Origin of the sequence: Paenibacillus sp. NPDC057886 (assembly GCF_042796655.1) — a bacterium.
Classification (GTDB): domain Bacteria; phylum Bacillota; class Bacilli; order Paenibacillales; family Paenibacillaceae; genus Paenibacillus.
On the sequence record NZ_JBHVMZ010000009.1, the window covers coordinates 22,019 to 45,866 of the forward strand.

The 23,848-nt window shown below is 46.2% G+C and carries 21 protein-coding genes; 4 read left to right on the forward strand and 17 right to left on the reverse strand.

Translation table 11 applies throughout. The annotated features are described in order from the left end of the window. Nucleotides 1–90: 90 nt before the first annotated feature. From trmL to ACFVQB_RS26480, 15 genes are all read right to left on the reverse strand, one after another. Nucleotides 91–555 (reverse strand): tRNA (uridine(34)/cytosine(34)/5-carboxymethylaminomethyluridine(34)-2'-O)-methyltransferase TrmL, encoded by a 465-nt coding sequence (gene trmL / locus ACFVQB_RS26410; protein ID WP_053780483.1) that lies wholly within the window; start codon nucleotides 553–555, stop codon nucleotides 91–93. Nucleotides 556–692: 137 nt separating this feature from the next. Then, nucleotides 693–1,781, reverse strand: a complete 1,089-nt coding sequence (gene serC, locus ACFVQB_RS26415) for a 3-phosphoserine/phosphohydroxythreonine transaminase (protein ID WP_379446896.1) — start codon at nucleotides 1,779–1,781, stop codon at nucleotides 693–695. A 233-nt stretch (nucleotides 1,782–2,014) separates the two neighbouring features. Next, complete coding sequence (gene glnA / locus ACFVQB_RS26420; protein WP_379446897.1) at nucleotides 2,015–3,439, reverse strand: type I glutamate--ammonia ligase; 1,425 nt, start codon at nucleotides 3,437–3,439, stop codon at nucleotides 2,015–2,017. 414 nt (nucleotides 3,440–3,853) lie between these two features. Next, nucleotides 3,854–4,918 (reverse strand): 3-deoxy-7-phosphoheptulonate synthase, encoded by a 1,065-nt coding sequence (gene aroF, locus ACFVQB_RS26425; RefSeq protein WP_379446898.1) that lies wholly within the window; start codon nucleotides 4,916–4,918, stop codon nucleotides 3,854–3,856. Between the two features lie 231 nt (nucleotides 4,919–5,149). Continuing rightward, the gene (locus ACFVQB_RS26430; RefSeq protein ID WP_379446899.1) at nucleotides 5,150–6,103 is read right to left on the reverse strand and encodes a 4-hydroxy-3-methylbut-2-enyl diphosphate reductase; all 954 of its coding nucleotides are present in this window, start codon (nucleotides 6,101–6,103) and stop codon (nucleotides 5,150–5,152) included. 68 nt (nucleotides 6,104–6,171) lie between these two features. Then, on the reverse strand, nucleotides 6,172–7,632 hold the full coding sequence (locus tag ACFVQB_RS26435; RefSeq protein WP_063564240.1) for a sensor histidine kinase: 1,461 nt from the start codon (nucleotides 7,630–7,632) through the stop codon (nucleotides 6,172–6,174). Between the two features lies 1 nt (nucleotide 7,633). Beyond that, complete coding sequence (locus ACFVQB_RS26440) at nucleotides 7,634–8,323, reverse strand: response regulator transcription factor (RefSeq protein WP_063564239.1); 690 nt, start codon at nucleotides 8,321–8,323, stop codon at nucleotides 7,634–7,636. A 193-nt stretch (nucleotides 8,324–8,516) separates the two neighbouring features. Further along, nucleotides 8,517–10,205, reverse strand: coding sequence for a S1C family serine protease (locus tag ACFVQB_RS26445; RefSeq protein WP_379446900.1), 1,689 nt, complete (start codon nucleotides 10,203–10,205; stop codon nucleotides 8,517–8,519). A 147-nt stretch (nucleotides 10,206–10,352) separates the two neighbouring features. Continuing rightward, entirely contained in the window at nucleotides 10,353–11,015 is a 663-nt protein-coding gene (locus tag ACFVQB_RS26450) for a response regulator (RefSeq protein ID WP_379446901.1), read from the reverse strand. Next, the gene (locus tag ACFVQB_RS26455) at nucleotides 11,012–12,049 is read right to left on the reverse strand and encodes a HAMP domain-containing sensor histidine kinase (protein WP_379446902.1); all 1,038 of its coding nucleotides are present in this window, start codon (nucleotides 12,047–12,049) and stop codon (nucleotides 11,012–11,014) included. The genes ACFVQB_RS26450 and ACFVQB_RS26455 overlap by 4 nt, the downstream gene beginning before the upstream one ends. A gap of 3 nt (nucleotides 12,050–12,052) precedes the next feature. Continuing rightward, a complete protein-coding gene (liaF, locus tag ACFVQB_RS26460; RefSeq protein WP_379446903.1) occupies nucleotides 12,053–13,108 on the reverse strand; it encodes a cell wall-active antibiotics response protein LiaF in 1,056 nt (351 codons plus the stop codon). A gap of 172 nt (nucleotides 13,109–13,280) precedes the next feature. Further along, nucleotides 13,281–13,466: a hypothetical protein gene (locus ACFVQB_RS26465; protein WP_379446904.1), complete on the reverse strand. Its 186-nt coding sequence runs from the start codon at nucleotides 13,464–13,466 to the stop codon at nucleotides 13,281–13,283. 112 nt (nucleotides 13,467–13,578) lie between these two features. After that, nucleotides 13,579–14,352 (reverse strand): 3D domain-containing protein, encoded by a 774-nt coding sequence (locus ACFVQB_RS26470; protein WP_379446905.1) that lies wholly within the window; start codon nucleotides 14,350–14,352, stop codon nucleotides 13,579–13,581. A 181-nt stretch (nucleotides 14,353–14,533) separates the two neighbouring features. Then, nucleotides 14,534–16,471, reverse strand: a complete 1,938-nt coding sequence (thrS, locus tag ACFVQB_RS26475) for a threonine--tRNA ligase (RefSeq protein WP_379446906.1) — start codon at nucleotides 16,469–16,471, stop codon at nucleotides 14,534–14,536. Between the two features lie 426 nt (nucleotides 16,472–16,897). Continuing rightward, on the reverse strand, nucleotides 16,898–17,842 hold the full coding sequence (locus ACFVQB_RS26480; RefSeq protein ID WP_379446907.1) for a putative sporulation protein YtxC: 945 nt from the start codon (nucleotides 17,840–17,842) through the stop codon (nucleotides 16,898–16,900). Between the two features lie 180 nt (nucleotides 17,843–18,022). Here ACFVQB_RS26480 and ACFVQB_RS26485 point away from each other — a divergent pair, with 180 nt between their 5' ends. The 4 genes from ACFVQB_RS26485 (at nucleotide 18,023) to ACFVQB_RS26500 (ending at nucleotide 21,494) form a co-directional block, all read left to right on the forward strand. Then, nucleotides 18,023–18,427: a hypothetical protein gene (locus ACFVQB_RS26485; RefSeq protein ID WP_063564231.1), complete on the forward strand. Its 405-nt coding sequence runs from the start codon at nucleotides 18,023–18,025 to the stop codon at nucleotides 18,425–18,427. Between the two features lie 313 nt (nucleotides 18,428–18,740). Beyond that, the gene (locus ACFVQB_RS26490) at nucleotides 18,741–19,235 is read left to right on the forward strand and encodes a cation:proton antiporter regulatory subunit (RefSeq protein WP_379446908.1); all 495 of its coding nucleotides are present in this window, start codon (nucleotides 18,741–18,743) and stop codon (nucleotides 19,233–19,235) included. 4 nt (nucleotides 19,236–19,239) lie between these two features. Continuing rightward, nucleotides 19,240–20,478 (forward strand): cation:proton antiporter, encoded by a 1,239-nt coding sequence (locus ACFVQB_RS26495; RefSeq protein ID WP_024629027.1) that lies wholly within the window; start codon nucleotides 19,240–19,242, stop codon nucleotides 20,476–20,478. A 110-nt stretch (nucleotides 20,479–20,588) separates the two neighbouring features. Next, nucleotides 20,589–21,494, forward strand: a complete 906-nt coding sequence (locus ACFVQB_RS26500) for a YitT family protein (protein ID WP_379446909.1) — start codon at nucleotides 20,589–20,591, stop codon at nucleotides 21,492–21,494. A gap of 105 nt (nucleotides 21,495–21,599) precedes the next feature. Here the strand turns inward: ACFVQB_RS26500 and ACFVQB_RS26505 are convergent, their stop codons facing one another. Together ACFVQB_RS26505 and ACFVQB_RS26510 are read right to left on the reverse strand one after the other, a co-directional pair. Next, on the reverse strand, nucleotides 21,600–22,613 hold the full coding sequence (locus tag ACFVQB_RS26505) for a zinc-binding alcohol dehydrogenase family protein (RefSeq protein WP_379446910.1): 1,014 nt from the start codon (nucleotides 22,611–22,613) through the stop codon (nucleotides 21,600–21,602). Beyond that, complete coding sequence (locus ACFVQB_RS26510) at nucleotides 22,610–23,587, reverse strand: aldo/keto reductase (RefSeq protein WP_379446911.1); 978 nt, start codon at nucleotides 23,585–23,587, stop codon at nucleotides 22,610–22,612. Before ACFVQB_RS26510 ends, ACFVQB_RS26505 begins: the two co-directional genes overlap by 4 nt. Nucleotides 23,588–23,848: the final 261 nt, after the last annotated feature.

Here is a 23,848-nt window from a genome sequence, read left to right on the forward strand (position 1 = left end):
TCGAATCCTGCTGGAAATAAACATTTTTTGTCCTTTTTTTTGAAAAATGTTTTTTTAGCGAATTCTAACCGTCACTATACACGGATTAGATTAATCCAGACCCGGGAAATTAAGTTGACGCAATGCCTCATACACAATGATTGCTGCTGAGTTTGACAAGTTCAATGATCTGACATCACCTGTCATTGGCATCTTCATACAAGTATCTGGATTAGCAGCAATTAATTCTGGAGGAAGGCCTTTTGTCTCCTTACCGAACACTAGAAAATCTCCATCCTGAAAATTAAAATCGCTATAACGGTTCTTCGCCTTCGTGGTTGCGTAGAAGAAACGCCCTTCAGGATACTGTTCCTGAACCTCGGCAAACGAATCATGATATTCAATATGAACGGCATGCCAATAATCCAGACCCGCGCGTTTCAGTGTGGCATCATCCGTACGGAATCCGAGTGGACGCACGAGATGCAAATGTGTGCCTGTAGCCGCGCATGTACGAGAAATATTGCCCGTATTTGCCGGAATCTCCGGTTCAACCAGAACGATATGTAAAGCCATATGTGTTCAATCTCCTTTTCATTTCATATAAACGACAATTCTCTAATCTTAAAGAAAAGCCCTCCACACGTCAATGTGGAAGGCTCTGGTAAAGCACAAGTGTGAACGCTTGAATTCACAACTCGCTGCCAGGTTCTTTATCCATTTGTCTTCTGGAAGTGGCCCATGAAGTCCGTCAGTGCTTTAACACTTTCATATGGAGCAGCATTGTAAATGGAAGCACGCAGGCCGCCAACACTCCGATGCCCTTTCAGACCAACAAATCCTTCTTGCTCCGAAGCCCTGATAAACTGTTTCTCCAACTCCTCGTTAGCCAGGCGGAAGGTCACATTCATCAGGGAACGATCTGCCGGATCTACACAACCGCGGTAGAAGTCTCCGGAGGAATCGATCGCATTATAGAGCAAATCTGCTTTCTTTATGTTCTTCTGTTCAATTCCAGCCAATCCGCCTTGTTCCTCGATCCATTTCAGAACCTCATTCACCATGTATACGGAGAAAGACGGTGGTGTATTATAGAGAGAATTGTTGTCCACATGTGTACTATAACGAAGCATCGTCGGAATCGTTTTAGGAGATTCGCTAACCAGTTCTTCGCGAGCAATAACAACCGTAATCCCTGATGGGCCCAGGTTCTTCTGTGCACCTGCATAGATCATGCCGAATTGATTAAGATCAAACGGTTTGCAGAAGATGTCACTCGACATGTCGGCAATAAGCGGAACTGAACCGGTGTCCGGGAATGACTTGAATTGTGTTCCCTCAATCGTTTCGTTAGACGTCAAATGAACATAAGCTGTGCGATCCGGGAAACTAAGATTCGACACATCCGGCAATTTCATGTATTTATCCGCTTCGGAAGATGCAGCGACCTGTGTCTCCCCAATCAGTTTCGCCTCAGACAGTGCCTTCTTGGCCCAGCTGCCTGTCATGACGTAACTGGCTGTCTGCCCTTCCCCGAGCAGGTTCATCGGCAGCATGGCGAACTGAGTGCTGGCTCCGCCCTGTAGAAATAGAACCTTGTATCCTTTGGGGTTGCCTAGCAGAGACAACAAACGATCCTGAGCTTCATTATGTACAGATTCGTACACCGCTCCACGGTGAGACATCTCCATAATCGACATCCCCGTGTTCCGAAAATCAACAAATTCTGCCTGAGCACGCTCTAGAACCTCAAGTGGCAACGCCGCAGGTCCTGCATTAAAATTATACGCTCTCTTTGTCACAAAATCCCCCGCCCTTTCCATCCGTAGCTGACATATGAAGTGAATATTATCGCTATGATATCAGTATTCCTTATCTGCTTCAAGGGCAATAAGCACCGAAGCTGCGAATCAGGGTTATCAAATTCCTTTATCACCCTGCAAAGTTAATGCACTACATCGTTTCATTCAAGGAAAAGCCTCCGAGAGCGAGCCCCGGAGGCTTTACATTGGGAACAGTTTCTGTTCCGACCGGATTAGCAGTCGAAGTAGAGGCTGTACTCATGCGGATGAATGCGGATTGCTACTGCTTTCGCTTCGTCACGTTTGAGGTTGATATAGTTTTCGATGAATTCTTTCGTGAAGACGCCGCCTTCGGTCAAGAATTCGTTGTCCGCTGCCAGAGCGTCAAGCGCTTCTTCCAGGGAAGCTGGCACGCTGCGGATATTTTCTTTGTCTGCATCAGACAAATCATAGATGTTTTTGTCGAGCGGACCATATCCGAGCTCAGTTGGGTTGATTTTGCGTTTGATACCATCCAGACCTGCCATCAGCATTGCAGCGAACGCCAGGTAAGGGTTAGCTGTGGAGTCCGGTGTACGGAACTCGATACGACAACCTTTCGGTGTCACAGCTGCAACCGGAATACGTACTGCTGCCGAACGGTTCCCTTTGGAGTAAACCAGGTTAACCGGTGCTTCATAACCAGGTACGAGACGTTTGAATGAGTTCGTACTAGGGTTAGTCAAAGCAATCAGAGCTGGTGCGTGGTACAAAATTCCTCCGATGTAGTGCAGAGCCATTTCGCTCAGGTTTGCATATCCCGTTTTGTCATAGAACAATGGGGAATCGCCATCGAAGATGGATTGGTGAACGTGCATTCCGCTACCATTGTCACCAAACAGTGGTTTTGGCATGAATGTTGCTACTTTACCATATTGACGTGCAGTGTTATGCACGATGTATTTGTATACAAGCAGGTTATCTGCTGTTTTCTTCAACGTATCAAAACGGAAGTTGATTTCGGCTTGACCTGCTGTCGCCACTTCGTGGTGATGACGCTCGATCGAGAGACCCGCTTCTTCCAAAATACGACACATTTCACTACGAATATCTTGTTGCGTATCCACTGGAGCTACAGGTACGTATCCGCCTTTGGTGCGAACTTTGAAGCCCAGGTTACCGCCGTCTTCCTTACGGTTTGTGTTCCATGAAGCTTCTTCGGAATCTACGAAATAGGAAGAGCTGTTTGTGCCGCTCTCATAACGTACATCGTCGAAGATGAAGAATTCGGATTCAGGCGCGAAGAATGCTGCTGTACCTACTCCGCTTTCTTTGAGGAACTCTTCCGCTTTGACTGCGATACCGCGTGGGTCACGCTCATAACGCTCGCCATCCGGAGTGAAGATATCACACATAACATTCAATGTAGGGTGTGCTGTGAACGGATCGACGAAAGTCGCTTCAGGGTCTGGAATCATAACCATATCGGACTCTTCAATTCCGCGGAAACCTTGAATAGAAGAACCATCAAAGGCTACTCCATTTACAAAAGTGTCTGCGTCAACTGCCGAAGCTGGTAACGAGATGTGGTGCGCACGACCGGATAAATCTACAAAACGAAAATCTACCCACTCGATGTTGTTCTCTTGAATTGATTTCAATACGTTTTCAACCGACATGTATTCGTCCTCCCAAATATTCCGAACATTAAACAACCCCGCTAAGAAAATGTCCATATTCGAATTTTTTTCTGTCGTCATTATAAAATCTCAAATGTGACATCGTCAATACTTATGTAAGGTATTTTTTGCGATTATGTAAGCTATGCTCACATTTTATAAATCCACTCATTTCACTTAACAACGAATATATACTACATTTAACTGGTTTAATGCGGTAAAGCAGGGGTATATTTACCCTAAATTATGGAAATAACATTACATCATAAATGTTTCTTATCACCTATGATTAATAAATGCGTTCAATGCTCCAAATAACATAAAAACCGGACATTTTGTCCTAGCCCCCTTCTCATTGAACGGAGCCAGGACAGATGCCCGGATGATATATATTACCTATACTATGAAGATCAGTTATACGCCAACTCGTGCAGGAAAGAACTCAGCCGGTTGTTTGGCTGTGTTGAATGTTTTACCCACGATTGGTGCCAATTTCTCCAGATCCTGAAGCAGGTTGGCAAATTGGTCAGGGAACAGAGACTGCACGCCGTCACCCGTCATGGAGTTATCCGGATCTGTATGCATTTCGATAATTAGGCCGTTAGCACCAGCAGCAACAGAAGCCTTCGTCATCGGTTCAACCAGTTCACGACGACCAGTACCATGACTTGGGTCCGAAATAACTGGCAGATGACTGAGAGACTGCAGGACAGGGATGGCCGACAGGTCGAGCGTATTGCGTGTGTAGGATTCGAAAGTACGAATACCACGCTCACACAACATTACATTCGGGTTTCCACCCGCAAGAATGTATTCAGCAGCATTCAACAGCTCATCATAAGTTGCACTAAAACCACGTTTCAGCAGTACCGGTTTGCCACACTCACCCAACTTGCGCAGCAAATCGAAGTTCTGCATGTTACGTGTACCTACTTGCAGAATGTCTGCGTACTCGGCACAAATATCTACATATTCAGGCGTCATGACTTCTGTAATGGTCAATAGGTCATGTTTCTTGCCTGCTTCTGCCATCATGATCAGACCTTCAACACCCGTTCCCTGGAAGCTGTATGGGCCTGTACGTGGCTTAAATGCACCACCGCGCAGCACCTGTCCACCAGCAGCCTTAACCAGTCCAGCAATTTCATCAATCTGTTCAGCTGATTCAACCGCACAAGGTCCGCCCATAACGACGAGTTCTTTCCCGCCAATATCTACACCTTTGATGGAGATCACGGTATCTTGAGGATGGAAGTCACGGCTTGCCAATTTGTAGGACTTCGAAATTTTGACGACATTCTCCACACCTTTCATTTGGCGAAGATGCTCAGCCATTTTCGGCTCTACTTTACCAATCAAACCAATGATGGTGCGGTCCTCTCCACGCGAGATATGAACCTGAAGTCCTTCCTTTTCAATTGTAGCGACGATATCCTGAATATGTTCCTCCGGAGTAGCTTTACCTGCGATAACGATCATTATAATTCCCATCCTTCCTTGTATGAGAGCGCCTTAAGCGCATCTGATTTAATCTTCAAAACTCTTCTCCACTTAAACGCTTGTTCGCTTTTAAGCTTTTATCCACTAAAGTAAATATAACATATTCACCCTTTTCAGTCAAGCCAGCTCTTATCCCCTCAAAAAAAAAGAATCCTGCGTCAGTCACCGGATTCCGGCTCTGTACTCCAAGATTCTTATTCTAATGTTCGTTTACGTCGTACGAGTCTTTTCCCTTACAGGAGGTAATAGCTTGCTCATGTTCACCGTACGTTTGATTTCCCATGTTTCCGGCTTGTCATGTTCATACTGCTCCAGATACAGGATGACTTCCTTTGTGATCGGTGTTGGCGTTGAAGCGCCTGAAGTAACCGCCACCTTATTCACACCTTTCAGCCATTCCTGCTGAATCTCTGCCACATCTGATACACGATATGCCGTTACACCCGCAATTTCCTCCGAGACTTGTGCAAGCCGGTTGGAGTTATTACTGCGAGGATCACCAACAACGATGACCAGATCTGCCTGCCCTGCCTGCTCAGCAACAGCTTCCTGACGGACTTGGGTAGCCAAGCATATCTCATTATGAATCTCTGCGCCTGGATACTTCTCCAGAAGACGGCTCATAATGTGTTTAATGTCCCATTGGCTCATCGTTGTCTGATTCGTAATAAGGATTTTGCCGGGAGGTACGTTCAGTCCGTCAATCTCCTCTTCCTTCTCGATCAGATGAACATGATTGGGTGCAACACCAACCGCACCTTCCGGCTCTGGGTGGTTCTTTTTCCCAATATAGATAATGTCATATCCTTCAGCCGTTTTCTCCCGAATAAGGTCATGGGTTTTGGTTACATCAGGACATGTTGCATCCACTGTAGTCAGTCCTTTATCACGTGCCATCTTGCGTACTTCCGGAGATACACCATGGGCCGTAAAGATCACTGTTCCACTCTCTACCTGGCTCAGAATATCAATCCGGTTCGGTCCGTCCAGTGTAATGATGCCCTCATCTTCAAAAGAGTCCGTCACATGTTGGTTATGCACAATCATTCCCAATATATAAATAGGCCGTGGTAGGTCCAAATTGCGTGCCGCCTGGCGCGCCAACACCATCGCATCCACAACTCCGTAACAATATCCCCGCGGCGAAATTCGTAGTACTTCCACTTGGTTGCCACCCGCTTTCTTTCTCGGCAAAGATAGCCGATGTAATTGCAGTCCTGTCTATTATAACCTTATTCGATAGGCGGAGCAAAGACAACCGGCAACCAAATGATAAAGGTCGTTCCTTCTCCACGTCTGGTTACAACCTCGACAGATCCTTGGTGTTCTTCTATGATCCACTTGGCGATCGACAGTCCCAGACCTATACCAGGTGTGGCACCGCGGGACTCATCCGCCCGATAGAACCGGTCAAAGATAAACGGAACTTCATCCCGATCCATTCCGATTCCCGTATCACTGATGCGCAGTCCTACCTGACCTTTATAAAGTATTGCATCAAGCGTAACCGAGCCATCTGGAGTGTACTTGAAAGCATTCTCGATAAAAATAAACAGCATCTGCTGCAAATAGTCCTTGCTGCCGTTCACATATATGCCATTCAGAATCGATAGATCGCCTGGACGCCAGTCAGCCTGGTGATCAAGGAATTGGGATCTGCGAGCCACTTCCTGCACCAGAATTTGCAACGGGATCGGATTCAGTTCGATTTTCTGTCCTGTATCGGCTCTCGCCAAAGACAGCATGTCACTAATCAGCCTGCTCATGCGTTTGCCTTCATCCGCCATATCCTCTATCGCTTCGAGCGACATTTGTTTAACCGTTTCTTCGTCCAGATTCGGTCGGTCCGTGCTCTCCTGGTCCCACAGCTTCTTCAGGAAGTCCACATTGCCACGGATTGTGGTCAGCGGTGTACGCAGCTCATGCGAGGCATCAGACACAAATCTGCGCTGAGCTTTATTCGTCTCCTCGAGCCCGCGGAATGACAGCTCTGTTCGTTCAAGCATATTATTAACGGTTTCAATCAGACGTCCAATCTCATCCTTGGGACCCGTATATTGAATGCGCACACTAAGATCATCCCCTGATTGAATCTGATTGGCGGCATCAATCACATTGACAAGTGGACGCATAGATTTGCGAGCCAGAATCAGCCCCGAAGTAATCGCAAGCGCCATCGCGACAAGCCAGCCAAAAACCAGAATATTTCGCAGAGCTTCCAGCAATCGTTCTTGGGAACTAACATTGGCGCCGACTTGAAGGAGGCCCCTTATTTCATTGGTTCCCTGAAGAGACAGGGGCTGCTGATTCACCAAGAAAGGGGTCCCATTTACATAGATCTTGGATATTCCACGCTTTTTCTGGATCTCATTGGATTTCACAACGGGAAATTGAATCTGAAGCTTCTCCATATTGCCTGAGATTTTACCAGATCTGCTCTGGTAGTCCCATAACTGGATGTATATTTGAGCTTCCTGAAGCTGACTTTCCGTAAAAGGGTCGAGGTCCAGCGACTGTGAAAGCGGATTGACACCGATCTGATTCGTAATTCGTTCACTTTTATCTTTCAGTTGCTGTTCCACTTCTTGATACGTATTAAAATAAACAAAAGCGTAGATCACAACTCCCCAAAAAATGAGCACGGCTGCCAAGATGCCTGAATACCACGCGGTTAATCTTAACCGAATGGACATGTCAGGAGTCACCTCTCAAAATATAGCCGGCTCCCCGGATCGTCTGGATTAAACGTTTGCCGCCGTATTCTTCTGTTTTTTGTCTGAGCATGGCAATATACACTTCAAGCACATTGGATTCACCACTGTAATCATAACCCCAGATTTTATCCATAATCAGATCACGGGACAGCACACGTTTCGGATTTTGCATGAACAGATTCAGCAATTCGAACTCCTTGGCAGTCAGTTCCAGACGCTGACCGTCACGCAGCACCTCACGAGAATCATTATCCAGAATAATATCCTCATACATAAGACGATTATCAGGCGTGTCCGCTATATCTGCTTTACGACGCAGTAAGGCACGAACACGAGCCAACAATTCTTCAAGTGCAAACGGCTTCACCAGATAATCATCTGCACCTGTATCCAGCCCGATTACCCGGCTCTGTACTTCATCTTTGGCAGTGAGCATGAGCACGGGCACCTTGCTCCCCGCTTCCCTGAGTCTGCGGCACACTTCAAACCCGTCAATTTGCGGCATCATGACATCAAGAACCACGATATCTGGCTCTTTATCCATCAGCTTACTGAGGCCCTCTGCCCCATTCGAAGCTGTCTGTACTTCATATCCTTCAAAAGCAAGCCCCCGCCGAAGCATGGACACGATTTTTTCATCATCATCAACAATCAGAATAGTTGAGCGCATGGTCTTTCTCCTTTATCCCTTAACGTTTTAATCTTATTGTAACAGCCAAAAGCGCAATCTGCATCTTCTTCAAATACCTTGTTGCATTTCAAGTCCACCCTTGATGGAGACAAACGTATATAGTGCAAAAAAGCGAAAGGGCCCTCGAACCCTTCCGCTCTTCTAAATCTTATTTATAACCCCTGATTCGGCATTATGGTTGTTGTTGCTGTTGTTGTTGATCCGTCGTTTGTGTAGTATCGTAATCGTTTTTGTTGCCGATTTTGATTTTTACATCCATTTTTTTGCCGTCCCGAACAACATTCAGTGTCACTTCACTGCCGATTTCCTGTTTCTTGATGAAATCAATCAAATCCTGGCTTGTGCTGTATGATGTGCCATTGGCACCTGTGATGATGTCATATGCACGCAGGTCTGCTTGGTAAGCAGGAGATTGATAAATCGTGCTGGCTACAACTGAACCTTCAGTGATATCCGTTCCCATCTGTTTAGCCACTTCTGGAGTGAGGGCCATCAGAGATGCACCAATGAACGGTACGGGCTCTTTGGGAACTTGTTTGTTTTCTTTCAGATATTTAACCGCATCCGAAATTACACTCGAAGGAATGGCAAACCCAATGCCCTGTGCATCCGCGCTAACCGCAACGTTCATACCAATGACTTCACCATTAAGGTTAAGCAACGGTCCACCGGAGTTACCAGGATTAATGGAAGCATCCGTTTGTAACAAATGGCTGTACTCACGAGTTTTGCCTGTTTCTTCGTCCGGAATGCTGATGGTACGTTCTTTCGCACTCAACACACCTGCAGTAACTGTGTGTTCAAATCCTTCCGGGTTACCAATAGCTACAAGCCATTCACCCACTTGTGTACTGTTGGAATCACCCAGTGGAGCGACAGGGAAAGCATCATCGCCGCTGTTTTTCTCGATTTTCAACACGGCAAGGTCAAGGTCGAAGCTGCTTCCCAGCAATTTCGCTTCATACGGTTTGCTGTTGTTCTCCAACGTTACCTGAATCACATCTGCACCCTGCACCACGTGTTGGTTCGTCAGGATGTAGCCTTCTTTGTCAAAAATAAATCCGGAGCCTATGCCAAGTGGAACCAACTGATTGCTGCTTTGTTGCTGCTGCTGCTGGTTTTGGCCTTGGTAGCTATCTGTTCCGCCATTGCTTCCATTACCAAAGAAGTATTGGTACAATGGATCACTCATCGTAGAACCACCCTGGCTGCTGCTGCGTGTAGACTGCTTGGCAAGTGTTTCGATTTTGACGACAGCCGGACTTGTACTCGTTACTACTGAGGATACATCCTCTTTGCCCGTTGGCAGTAATGACGCTGTCACGTTATTGCTGCTGCCTGAATTGGTAGGAGAAGATGACTGACTGGTTTCTGCACTTGTCAGCGCTTCCTGTGGTGTAAACATGTTTGTTCTGTCTGCTGTATACATCAGCACTGTAATGACCAGCATCCCGGCGATGAAAGAGAACAAGAGCGATCTTACGGAAGAACGTGGCCGACGGTTATTATAATTCCAATTGCCATTGTTCTTGCCGCCGTTCCCCTGGTCTCCTCCATTGCCTGAACCATTGCCGCCCCCTCTGGATGACATATTGGCTTGATCAGATGAGTCGTTACTGTAATTACTGTAGTAAGTAGGTACTGGCTTCACGGGGTCAGGTCTTGTAATCTCTACATTTCCTTCTTCACGCTGATTATGTTCCCCATTATGACTTGCTGTATCTTCCTGATTCACGGACTGAAAAGGTCCATAAGAATAATAATAGGAGGAATCGTCCGTCCCGGATGAATTGCGATTCTCCGCTTGTTTAGTTTCATTTTCCTCGTCTTGACGGTTCGCTCTGTAATTACGTTCGTACATGCCTCTCTACCTCCCAATCTCTTATCACAAGAGATATTCTTTAACTGTCCTTATTTTGTACTTTAAACCTTAACCGTACCTTAAAAACAATTAAAAAGGAGATAAAAGCACGCCGTTATAGAACATTTTTCCCGCCAAATCTGCATTCTAACCCTTATTCTTCACCCAGCCCTGACGATGAGCGTAGATTGCCAGCTGTGTCCGATCGTCCATTTCACATTTCATCAACAGGTTGCTCACATGGGTTTTGACGGTTTTGATACTAATATGTAGTTCTTCCCCGATGTCCTTATTGGTCTTGCCCTCTGCAATCAGCAAAAGGACTTCCTTTTCCCGTTCCGTCAGTCCTGATTCGTTCTCTCTTGCTGTACGCTGCCTTATGCCACGGGTCAGTGCCTGTGATACATCGCCTGTCATCACAGGCATACCTCGGTATGCTCCTTGCAGAGCATAGATCAACTCTTCAGCAGATACAGTCTTCAGCACATAACTGACAGCTCCGGCTTCAATCGCTTGTACCACAAGGTCATCCTCCAGAAAACTGGTCAGCATCACAATTTTCATCCCCGGAAATTCGGTCATGATCGCTTGTGTCGCTTCCGCGCCATTCATCACCGGCATCATCAGGTCCATCAGGATCAGGTCAGGCAGTTCGTTTTCTCCCAGCTTGCGCAGTTGATTCAATGCATCCTGTCCGTTACCGGCTTCCCCCATCACATGAAATGTGGGTTCCAGCATAAGATACGTTTTTAACCCCATTCGCACCATATCATGATCATCCACAATCATTACATTCACTTTTTCGCTCATTCCGTTTCCCCCTCTGGTTCATTCGGGAATTTCGGGATGAATACCCGCACCGTCGTCCCCGCTCCCGGCTTCGATATAATCTGAACCTGACCCCCAAGCTTCTCTGCCCGTTCACGCATCGTTGATAATCCGTATGAACCAGGGCGTTCCGCTTGCTGCAAAAAACCTTGACCATCATCGCTAATGCTCATGCTGATCTGATGTTCACTCTCTCGTATAGACAGACTGACCAGACCCGCTTCCGCATGTTTTACCACATTAGCGACCGCTTCCTGAATAACAAGAAACAGCTGGTGCTCGATGGCATCGGAAATTCCGCCATCCAGTTCCAGCTCTTTCACTCCTTTTAAACCATTCTGCCTGCAATAATCCGGGAACCAGCTATCCAGCGCTTCGCCAAGATTTCTTCCCTCCAACTCCACTGGGCGAAGCTGAGCAATAAGCCCACGCATCTGCCGCTGTGCGATATGCGACATCTGAATAAGTTGATCCAGCACTTTGCTGCCATGCTCGGGATTCATCTCCAGCAGACGTGGTAAGGAGGAAGCTGACATATGCATGGCGAAAAGCTGCTGGCTGACCGTATCATGCAAATCTCTTGCCATCCGTTTGCGTTCTTCAATTACAGCGCGTTCAGATGCCTGTTCCTTTTCAATGACTTCCTGCTCACCAAGCCGCTGAAGCAATCTCATTTTTTTCTCAATCGAATCCATCATGACATTGAATTCCTGATATACACGCCCAAAGGAGGCATCGTCTGCCTCAGGCATGCGAACGGCGAGATTGCCCTTGGACACTTTCAGCATGTTGAGATCCAGAAGATCAATCTTTCGTTGAAGTCGCAAGGCGGCAATATAGCCTGTGATTACGGTAGCCAGGAGGACAACAACAACATAGGTCCACGCACGCTGACGCCCTGTTCCCATCAGCACTTCCCCGTACAGCAAGTAAAACCCGGCCAAAGTAATGAGTCCGGTCAGCGCAAAATACATCATCAGTTCCCACTTATTTGCTTTGAGAATCGTTCGAATCATGCGTTAACCCACCTTGTTCACTTTGACATCTCCAATAAACACACTAACGACAATCCGTACTTTTTTCCCTGCTTCGCGATAATGCGCCGTTTCAGCCTGAGCACTGCTTAGGAATCCGCCCCGTTTTTGATTTAACAGCGACATGTCCCCAATAAACGAATTCGTCGTCACAGTCACACCGAGATCCATATCTTCCGGTACAAATACCTTCACATCCCCAATAAAAGAGGAAATGTTAATCTTCGTCTCACCATAAGGTATTTGCGCCTTCGTCAAATCAATCACCGTATCGCCAATAAATGCCGATATGTTCATCGGTTTCAGGGAGAACACTTCCTGTCCCATATACAAATCACCGATAAATGCCGATTTGTTAATCGTATTCCCATGGCCGCCATAATAATTCGGATCATCATCATAGTGGTCATCGTCATCAAATGTTCCATATGCCTTTTTATTTGAACCGTAACCTTTATGCTTGTGATGATGATGTTGATGTTTATGATGGTGTTGATGTCCGTGTGATGTATGGTCTTCCTTATCTGTATAAAATGAGCCATGCGAATCATTATTTTGTTCCTGTTTCGGTTTGCCAAATGTTTTCTCGAACTGTTCGTCAAACGAAGACGGCATTTCCAGGTCCTCAGGGGACAATGGTTTATAAGGTGGCTCCGGCGGTGGAGGCGGTTGTACTTGGTCATGATGTTTCCGGTCACGGCGACGAGGTCCGATCAGAACGAACAATCCCCCACCAATGAGCATCACCGGTATCAAATAGCGTATAAACTCACCCATGGAGTAATCGATCCATCCCAGATTGCGTGCCAGAAAGTATCCACCGATGGCCAATACAATGGCGGGTCCTATCAATGCATGACTCCCATTACGCCGAATTTCGGTTATACCTTTTACGCCCCACCAAATCAAAAATAACGGCCAATATGTTCTGAACATGTATCCAATATCTATGTCATAGCCCAATTGCCTGAACAATATTATTGCGCCAATCGCAATAAGAGGAATGCCAACCCACCAGCGGTCCCGCGTAGATCGTTTCATCACTCATGTCTCCTTTGTCTGTATTCTGTATCCAGTGTACATCAGACAAGGGTTAGTTAACAGCGGCGGCAGATGGAATTGATCTCGGTCTCCAGACGGAGATGGAAGGATATTTCTGTAAAATATTAAAAACACCCTGGAGAATTCTCCAAGGTGTCTGTGCATCATTGATTTACTTTTGTGTTTTGCCTGTGTTCTCAGTACCGAACTCAGCATTGTATTTTTCATCAGGTGTTTGGAAGTTATCCTTCACTTTGTTTTGTTGCGATTGTTTCACTTTGCTTGCTGCATTCTCTTCTCCAAACTCTGCATTGTACTTCTCGTTTGGCGTTTGTGAACCTTGAGATTTCTTAGCCACGACGATCACCTCTCTCTTCATATTTACATTGCATGTCTGCAATGCGGGGTTCGTCCCCAGAGAGTATTATGTGAAGAGTGCGCGTGCGTTATTCATTTATTAAAATTCATTATTAAACGGCCTTGTCCAGCCATGAATCCGGTACGGATTTGTACACATCAATGGCTTCGGATAACTCTTCCAGCATTTTTTCAGTGCATTTTCCAGCACCTTGTTTGATCACCTGTACTTCGACATCCTTTTTGCCCCATTCTTTATACACTTGCTTTGTTGTAGGGAAATAAAGATCAATTTTATTGCCCTTGATCGCCGAGCCCGTGTCTGCAACGATACCGTAACCGTAACCGGGAATATATAAAATGGAGCCCAGTGGAAACAGCTTCGGATCAGCTGCAATCGTTGAGACCGTTTCTTTATCGCGGCGCACCTTTACACCTGAATACGTAATTCCGTATTGGGGATGTTTTGGCCCTTTTCCAGTTGATTCCACACCTGCAGTGTATCCGGTAGCCGTCACCTTGTGCGTGTCCAATACCTGTTCTGTACGCGGAGCGAGCACCGGCATGGACGGGTCAACCCCGATCTGCTTCTTCGGAATTTCAGGTCGCGGAATGACAATGGGCTGCGGAGACCATAAAAAGCCCATATAGACCATGGTTGTGAGTTGAGCCTGATCACTGTATTCATAAACTGCCGTTTCTGGATAGACGCCCTCACGCTCATCTGAAGTTTCGCTGTGCCGATTCTCCACATACATGACTTCATTTTCCTCTTCAAAGGTATAAGCTTCTACCTGATTCCACCCCAAGACTACTCCAACGAGCACTACACTGCATGAGATGATGAACCTTATGTTTTTCTTTTGAATTAAGAATTGCTTTTTCATTATAGAACCTCCCCCTTACTGCAAAGGTTTTCCAAAATGAAAAAATTCTATACTTTTCTCTATGTAGGCTTCTAAGTCAGATGTCCAAAAAAACCTGAAAACAACAAAAAACCGTCTGAACCATTGGATTTACTCCAATATGATTCAAACGGTTTTCTACCATAGAACCAACAATTCAGGATTACACCTGTCTTGTTGTGATCTCTTCTTTGAGCTGGGCTACAATTTCGTCCAAAGGTTTCATGCCGAGATCGCCTTCTCCACGTTTCCGCACAGATACCCCCTCTGCATTACGTTCATTTTCACCAACGACGAACATGTAAGGCATTTTCTCAAGCTGTGCCTCACGGATTTTATAACCGAGCTTCTCGTTACGCAGATCCGCTTCAGCAGAGATCCCTGCACGTTTCAGCTTCGCTTCCACTTCACGTGCATAGTCGTCGAAGTTGCCGGATACCGGAATAACCTTCGCCTGTACAGGAGACAACCACAGTGGCAGAGCCCCTGCAAAGTTCTCCAGCAAGAATGCAGTGAAACGCTCCATCGTACTGATTACACCGCGGTGGATAACGACCGGACGATGTTTCTGTCCATCATCACCCACATATTCAAGCTCAAACCGCTCTGGCAAGAGGAAATCCAATTGAACGGTAGACAATGTCTCTTCTTTGCCTAGTGCTGTCTTGATCTGAACATCCAGTTTTGGACCGTAGAATGCCGCTTCGCCTTCTGCTTCATAGAATGGAAGGTTGAGTTCTTCCACAACTTCACGCAGCATGCGTTGGGACATTTCCCACATCTCGTCATTCTGGAAGTATTTCTCGGTATCCTGAGGATCACGATAGGACAGACGGAAACGATATTCGTGAATGCCGAAATCTTTATAAACCGTTTGAATCAGCTCAATAACACGTGCAAATTCTTCCTTGATCTGATCCGGGCGTGCGAAAATGTGCGAGTCGTTCAGCGTCATCGCACGAACACGGTGCAGACCTGTCAATGCGCCCGACATTTCGTAACGGTGCATCATGCCAAGCTCGGCAATCCGGATCGGCAGATCACGGTAGCTGTGCATGCTGGACTTGTACACCATCATGTGGTGAGGACAGTTCATTGGACGAAGAACGAGTTCCTCATTGTCCATAACCATTTTTGGGAACATGTCTTCTTGATAGTGCTCCCAGTGTCCGGATGTTTTGTACAATTCAACATTACCAAGCACTGGTGTGTACACATGCTGATATCCGAGGCTCTCTTCCAAATCGACGATATAACGCTCCAACGTCCGGCGCAGCTTGGCACCATTAGGCAACCAGATTGGCAGACCTTGTCCAACCAGTTGGGAGAATGTGAAAATTTCGAGTTCCTTACCCAGTTTACGGTGATCTCGTTTACGCGCTTCTTCCAGGAAGTGCAAATGCTCATCAAGCTGTGCTTTTTTCACAAAAGCCGTACCGTAAATACGTTGCAGCATTTTGTTTTTGCTATCTCCGCGCCAGTAAGCACCGGCAACATTCATCAGTTTGAATACTTTGATTTTGCTGGTGGATGGTACGTGTGGCCCACGACACAAGTCGAAGAATTCACCTTGCTCATAAATAGTGATGACACTGTCTTCCGGTAAGTCACGAATCAATTCGAGCTTATAAGGATCGCCCACTTCTTCGAAGATTTTGATCGCTTCCGCGCGGCTAACTTCCTTACGTACAATCGGCAAGTTCTCATTAACAATACGTTCCATTTCCTTCTCAATCTTTTGCAGATCTTCGGGATTGAGCGGTTGTTCCAGATCCATATCATAGTAGAAACCATCTTCAATGACCGGACCAACGCCAAGATGTACCTCTTTGTTTCCGTATAAACGCTTCACAGCTTGAGCCAACAAGTGAGCTGTACTGTGACGCATTACTTCCAGACCTTCTGGTGAATCCAGTGTTACGATCTCCACCAATGCTCCCTCATGAAGTGTTGTGGACAAGTCCACGACGATCCCATCCAGTTTGCCGGCTACGGCATTTTTGCGAAGTCCACTGCTAATCGAAGCGGCCACATCTTCAATGCTGCTTCCGTCGGCATACTCACGAACCGAACCATCGGGTAGTTTAATGTTAACTGCCATTTGTCTCATTCCTCCTGTAAATTCAACCTCTGTCCATGTATTTCATGGATGGATAATCTATTGCTGTTCCTGCGATTTTTGCAAAGGAACGCAAAAAACACCCGTCCCGGCAAAGGGACGAGTGTTGTATACTCTCGTGGTTCCACCCTAATTCAGCTGCTTCATCCATATTGGAGTACAGCCCTCATTGGCATGACGGTAACGGGCATGACCCGGCATATCCTTACTCATGGATGACTACCTGTATAATAGAGGTAACCTTCATACTCCATTTTCAAAACTGCAGCTACAAAGGGGTAAACCAAACGTGGCATCCGGAGGAAATTTCAGCCTGGTTCCCTCTCTCTGCACCGACCGTGCGTGTGGTTCTTGTCTTTGTCAACGCTTTTGTTTATTGCTCCATAATAATTTCTAATAAATCATGGATCAACAGTTATTATAATTGCCGAGATCACTTGCGTCAAGACCTGTCAGCAATCCGGAGCGCAGCACTTCACACTCGGGGCAATGATGGCATAATTGCACCTTGTCCTCAAAGATCTGACGGATCGTAGAGATGATGGGCAGATCTGGAGTGCGCGTATGCAGCATGACTTTTTCAGGCGAGATGGAGATCAGCGTACTCACGATCATATCTTCAATATCCATTTCCAATTCAAGTCCTGGCATCTCCACAACGACCTGTTCATCCTTTTGTACGGGCAGCACTTTAAGCGCAGCATCCAGTACCTGAAATTCATGTAAACCTTTGTGTATCAAATGTACAAGCGGGACTTTCGCTTCCTGAAAGAACACAAAGTACTTGAGCAGCCCCATAAATTCTTCATATTGACGATCCATCCAGAATTCATCCAGCGCATATTCTACCAGCTCATGAAGTTCCTGTTTATACTGCCGAATCCGGAAATTAAGAATGCCTTCAAGTTGAAAAAAATGAACCTCCTCCAAATCCTGTTTCAATCCATTTGCCAGAGTGGTACGGCGACACTCGCGCAGTCCTGGCTGATCCAAGTCACCATTGAACAACAAAGGCATGCATATCCGGTTTACCTTCTCCACCTCATGTTCATCCATGACTGAGCAGGCTTTGGAGATCATCTCTTCCACCATAATACGTTCACGTGTATCCATGATGAAATCTGCAAGTCCCATAGCAAGCAAATCACTGATCTGAGGCAGCCACTGCTGGAAGTCAGTGTGATTCTCATTGCCTCTGCATACCCAAGCCGCTCTTCCGTCATTATGTTTGAAGGTGAGCCGAAATCCTCTTTTGCTTATATGTAAACCTTTGGTTTTTTCCTTCACACAACGATAAAATTGATCCGCTTCCTCCTGCCCTGATACATCGGTCCATACGGCGAACAGTTCCATAAGAATCACTCCTTTCCTTCCTGTTCAAAGTATATGGCAAGGCTGATAGGGATATACGAAGCGGATTGATGGAAAGCGTGTCATGATTTCTCAGTATATTATCAATCCGTTTGGAGTTAAGACAAAAATGTGTTATTATTTTTATAACAGTATGTTTCACGGAAAAGGGGGGAAGCCGAAATGAGACAACAACCAAGAATACTCCGTTACGCTTTTATTATCATTTTGTGCGTATTCCAAGCGTTGTCCTTCCCTATTCCGATGCAGTCGGAATCCGCTGTCGAGGTAACCGTTGAGACGACTTCCAACAAGGAAGTGCTTGTTCACACATTGGAGTCTCAACAGAAACCTGCCATTCGCAAGTACCCACAAGTCATGTCGAAGTTGATTGCGGTCACGCATAACAAACCTGTCTTTCTTGTGCTCGCTTTGTTGCTAATGCTGCGAATTCCTACACCGCGTCTGCCCTTTAAACCGTTGATTTGTCTGTTTAAACGCAGATTATTTCTGCTACCCATCAAATTCACCAGTATGTATGTATCTCCCACCCCTATAGCACCAAAATACGTGAACGCTCTTAACTAGCCGTTACACCGTATTTTAGGTTGCTTTGCATGGAGACACCTCTGTCTGAAAGACGGTGTGCTTGTGCATAACTTATAACCCTTTTAGCAAATGTTAGATATCGATCAGCTTCATTGGCAACACCTATTTGTTTAGCATCTATTTTGTTACCCCCATTTTCATTTCAAATTCACAACACAAGGCTGTGTGTCAGGAGTCCCTGGCTCTGTTTACCCGCATCATTTAATGTTCCTAAGAGCAGCAGATCATTCTATTTTCGGGAAATAAGCCTGTCTTCTGTGGCCAGCCCTCAATTTAAGGAGGCATACTATCCATGGATGTACGCGAAACAGATTTGCCGGGAATCGGCAAGAAATTTCAGATTGAAACGAGCAGTGGAGATAAAATCATTGTCATTATTCACGATGACGGTCGCCGGGAAATGTACCATTTTGAGTACGATGATCCAGACCAAAGCATCTCCATGATCACGCTTGATGACTATGAAGCAAGACAGATTGCTGCCATCGTTGGTGGATTGACCTATAAACCGAAGCAGCTTGAAAATATTGAAGTAACATTTGACGATCTGATTATTGAATGGTACAAAATCGAACCATCCTACGGATGTATCGGTAAATCTATTGGTCAACTGGACGTACGTCAAAATTCAGGGGCAACGGTTATTGCTGTTGTAGAGAAGAATCACAAAAAACATATCAGCCCCGGTCCGGAGGTCGTGATTAGTGCAGAGTCCACGGTAGTAGCCGTTGGCGAACGCAATCAGCAGAAGCTATTCAAATCCCTCCTCCTGACCGGAAGGGGGTGAGTCAATGGATCATCTGATATTCGAAGTGGGTCTGGCACTTGTGCTCATTGCAGCAGCCGGACTCTTATCCGCAAAACTGAGATTTTCGGTCGTTCCATTTTACATCCTGATCGGGATGGCCGTTGGACCTCATGCCATGAAAATCTGGCATCTGGACTTCCGCTTTATTGAAAGTCAGCCGTTTATTGAGTTTATGGGCCGAATCGGCATTCTCTTCCTGCTCTTCTATCTTGGGCTGGAATTCTCAGTTGGTCGTCTGATCAAATCGGGTAAATCCATTGCAGTCGGCGGTTCCATCTATATTGGGATTAACTTCACGCTGGGATTGATTTTTGGTTTTGCTTCCGGTTTCCCAGCTGCCGAAGCTCTTATCATTGCCGGAATTACAACTATTTCTTCCAGTGCCATCGTCGCCAAGGTTCTCGTTGATCTGAAACGAACAGCGAATCCAGAGACGGAAATGATTCTCGGAATTATCATGTTTGAAGATGTGTTTCTCGCTGTATATATATCCATCTTGTCTGGACTTGTGCTCAGTGATTCATCCTCCATCGGAGGTGTCATTGTATCCGCACTCGTCGCGCTTGGATTCATGCTCATTGTCATTATTCTTGGACGTAAAGCAACACCTCTGCTCAACAAGGTGCTTAAGATTCGCTCCAATGAGTTGTTCTCCCTTGTGATTTTCGGTGCATTGTTCCTCGTAGCCGGATTCTCGGAAACCATTCATGTCGCGGAAGCCATTGGTGCCTTGCTTGTTGGTTTGGTTCTGGCTGAGACGGAACATGCCAAGCGGATTGAACACTTGATTCTGCCATTCCGTGATTTCTTCGGAGCAGTGTTCTTCTTCAGCTTTGGATTGTCCATCGATCCGTTGTCTCTTGGCGGCGAAGCTGTATGGCTTGCTTTGATCGCAGTTGTGCTCACACTATTCGGTAACTTCCTTGCAGGCATGCTCGCTGGGCGCAGTGCAGGATTATCACCAAAAGCATCAGCCAATATCGGTTTGACCATTGTGTCACGTGGTGAATTTTCCATCATTATGGCCAACATGGGTAAAGCCGGAGGACTTCTCCCGCTGCTGCAACCGTTCGCCGCATTATATGTACTCATTCTGGCAATCCTTGGACCGTTATTAACGAAAGAGTCCAAACATGTGTTCAGATTATTGGATAAAATATTTAAGTTCAAAGACCCTCGGAAGAAGAAAGAAGAACCAAAGGTTCTGCAGAAAGAAGGATAACCCCTTGTCTGTTCAGAACAGACAACGTATCGTACTCGCGGCTCTACCGCCGATCTTTCTGTGATTAACCCAGGGAGAATGGCACGGAACCGCACAAAGGAGGATGACCTATGAAAGCACCTCTGATATCGGCTAATCCGGTGCCACAAGCCGCCAAGACCAGATTGTCATCTACCCGTCGCATCTTGAATTTATTGTTTGTGATTGCGGGTGGAATTCTGGCCTCCGTGGGACTTGAATTGTTTCTACATCCCAATAAGATCATTATTGGAGGCATTACGGGCATCTCTTCGTTGTTCGCCCACTGGACCGAAATGAGGATTGGTTTGTTCCTGTTTTTGTTCAACGTTCCGTTTATTTTTCTGTCCTACAGACTCGTGCAAAAGAAATTCGTACTGGTCACTGTTCTGGGTTTGGTTGTCTTTTCGATTGGTGCCATTGTGCTTCACCCCATGCCGCCGCTTGTCGAGCACCCGCTGGCTGCCGCCTTGTTTGGCGGATTATGTCTCGGTCTAGGAATCGGTCTAGTCGTGCGGTATGGTGGGACACTGGATACGCTGGAAATCGGTGATCCGTCCTCCCGTCCACCTGAACGCGTGTTTAGCGGGAAACGGATGCTTATCGAAAAAATAATCATGCTGCTCAACTTGTTGATTCTAACTGCTGCTGGTGTTGTCTTCGGCTGGGATCAAGCGATGTACTCGGTAATTGCTTATCTCATTGCATATGAAATGGTGTATATTGCATTCCGCGGATTCACAGCTAAGCGCAAAATATGTATTTTAACCACACAAAGCGCTCAAGTTGAAAAAGCCGTCCGTAAACGGCTGCGCCGTGAACCTGGAACATTGGATTCTTCAACGGATTCAGGTCATCCTGCTGTCGCTGAAGGATGGATCCAACACGTTCCGGGAGCACTCTACTATGAGATTCATTTCCTCGAAATGATCTGGCTCAAATCCATTGTGCGTCATATTGACCCACATGCAGGTATTGTGACAAACCCGGAGAAATAATCTAGATTCATATAGGCAAGGCAAACAAAAACTCTCTCTGATTCCTATGGATGTTAACCATTCATTCAGGGATCAAAGAGAGTTTTTTATTCATTTTGTACTTATTTATAACTCTACTATTGCTTTCACTACATGCGAATCCGGTTGTAACCAGGTGTCGATCGAATCAGGCAATTGCTCAAAACTCGTCCGGTGTGTAATGTAATCATCCATGTTCAACTTTTTCTCCCGCAAGATCGACATGACCTGCTCAAAATCTTCCCGCGTGGCGTTTCGGCTGCCCAGAATGCTCATCTCCCGCTTATGAAAGTCTGGATCATGAAAGGAAATATCGGCTTTGACCAGTCCAACAAAGATTAATTGTCCACCATGAGCCACATATTGGATCGCATCATTCATCGAATGCTTGTTTCCAGTTGCATCAAAGACAGCCGTCGCATAGTCCCCATCCGTGATTTCAGCAACTTGCTGTGCCGCATGTTCATTGGCCTGAACCAAAGCATCCACTCCCGCCCACATGCGGCTAAGTTCCAGCCTGTCCAGATTCCGGTCAATGGCAATGACCCGAGCACCCGCCTGTTTTGCAAATGCCATCACGCCGAGACCAATCGGTCCAGCTCCAATGACAACAACCTGCTCTCCGGGCTTTAGGGCTGCTCTTCTGACCGCATGAGCACCAATACTCAGCGGTTCTACCATCGCTGCTTCATCCAGTGTAAGTCCTTCGGCTTGAATCAGATGGGAGACAGGCACAACGATCCTCTCTCGCATGCCGCCGTCCACATGTACACCCATCACCTGCATGGACACACAACAATTCGTTTTCCCTGATCGACAAGCGATACAATGTCCACAATGTAAATACGGAATAATACTAACCTGATCTCCTGCCTTCAGGCCCGCTTCATTTGCCCCAATCTCTTCAATAATTCCTGCAAGCTCATGACCCAGTACACGGGGATAGGTGAAAAATGGCTGATTGCCTTTGTAGGCATGCAAATCTGTGCCACAGATTCCAATTCGTCGGATGGTAACCAGGGCCTGATTTTCGGTTCTTTCGGGTTCAGCTATGTCTCGCAAAGCCAAACGATTTATTTCTTCACATATAACTGCTCTCATTCCTGTTCCCCCTTCGATGATGCTTGTGACTTAAAGTTATGTTCAATGTTATATTCAGGGCGCCCACTGGCCCAGCTCTCATTATGAACTGGAGCCAGAATACGCAGCACCTCTGATAACAATTCCTGGTCCAGTGGTTCCTCAATCCAGACTGCATTGTTGCGGATATTATGTTCGCTTGCACTGCTGACCAGTGTCGTTGGAATCCGCTCATTGGCTGTTGCAAACTGCACGGCAAGCTTCGCAATATCACTGCCCTGTTCCGCGCAGAACCGTGCTGCTTGCAGACAGATCTGCTTCACCCGATCATCTGCCGGGTGCCAGGCAGGAGTGCCTCTTGTGCTTAATAAACCCATGGAAAGAGGCGAAGCATTCACAAGGCCAACTTCTTTCTTTTCCAAGAGGGGCAGCAAGGACAGCAGTGAAGTATCATTCAATGCATAATGGCAGTAGGAAATGATGGCGTCGGCATCAATCTGAGGCAGTAACTTTTCAAATAACGGCAGCGGTAATCCACAAATTCCTGCATGGCGAATGACTCCCTGCTCTTTCAGGTGGAGCAACGTTGGGAAAGCTTCTTCAATAATAATATCGGCCGAGACAAACTCAATGTCATGCAAGAACAGGATGTCGATATAATCGGTATGCAGTCTATTCAGACTCTCTTGTACACTATCGTGTATCCGCTTACGCGAAAAATCAAATGTATTCTCCCCATAACGTCCAGCCTTGGTGGACAGCATAAACGAGCTGCGTGGCAAACTGCGTAGGGCTTCTCCAAGCACGATTTCGGCTTTCGTTAATCCATAATAGGGCGAAACATCTATATAATTCATCCCTGCATCTACAGCGGCGTGAACCGTACGAACACCCTCACCTCGGTCAATATCACGAAATACCGAACCTAGAGAGGATGCTCCAAAGCTCAATACAGGAACTTCCAGTCCCGTCTTTCCAAGTTTTCTTGTTTTCATCGGCCTGCCCCTTCCCAGCATGTCTGCTTACGTGCCCTTTTATTGTAACAGTTCATTTTCAATATAAAATATCGCCAAATGCGTAATATGTACTGTTTGATGATCTGTGAATAAATAATCGCTTGGTGTGAAGAAAAACTAAAAAGTCCGCCGATTACCCTTATAAAGAGTAATCAACGGACTTCGTATTCAACGGACTTCGTATTCAAACTGACTAAATGATCTTATCGATTCAATTCATCAGCGTGATGTACTATAAAA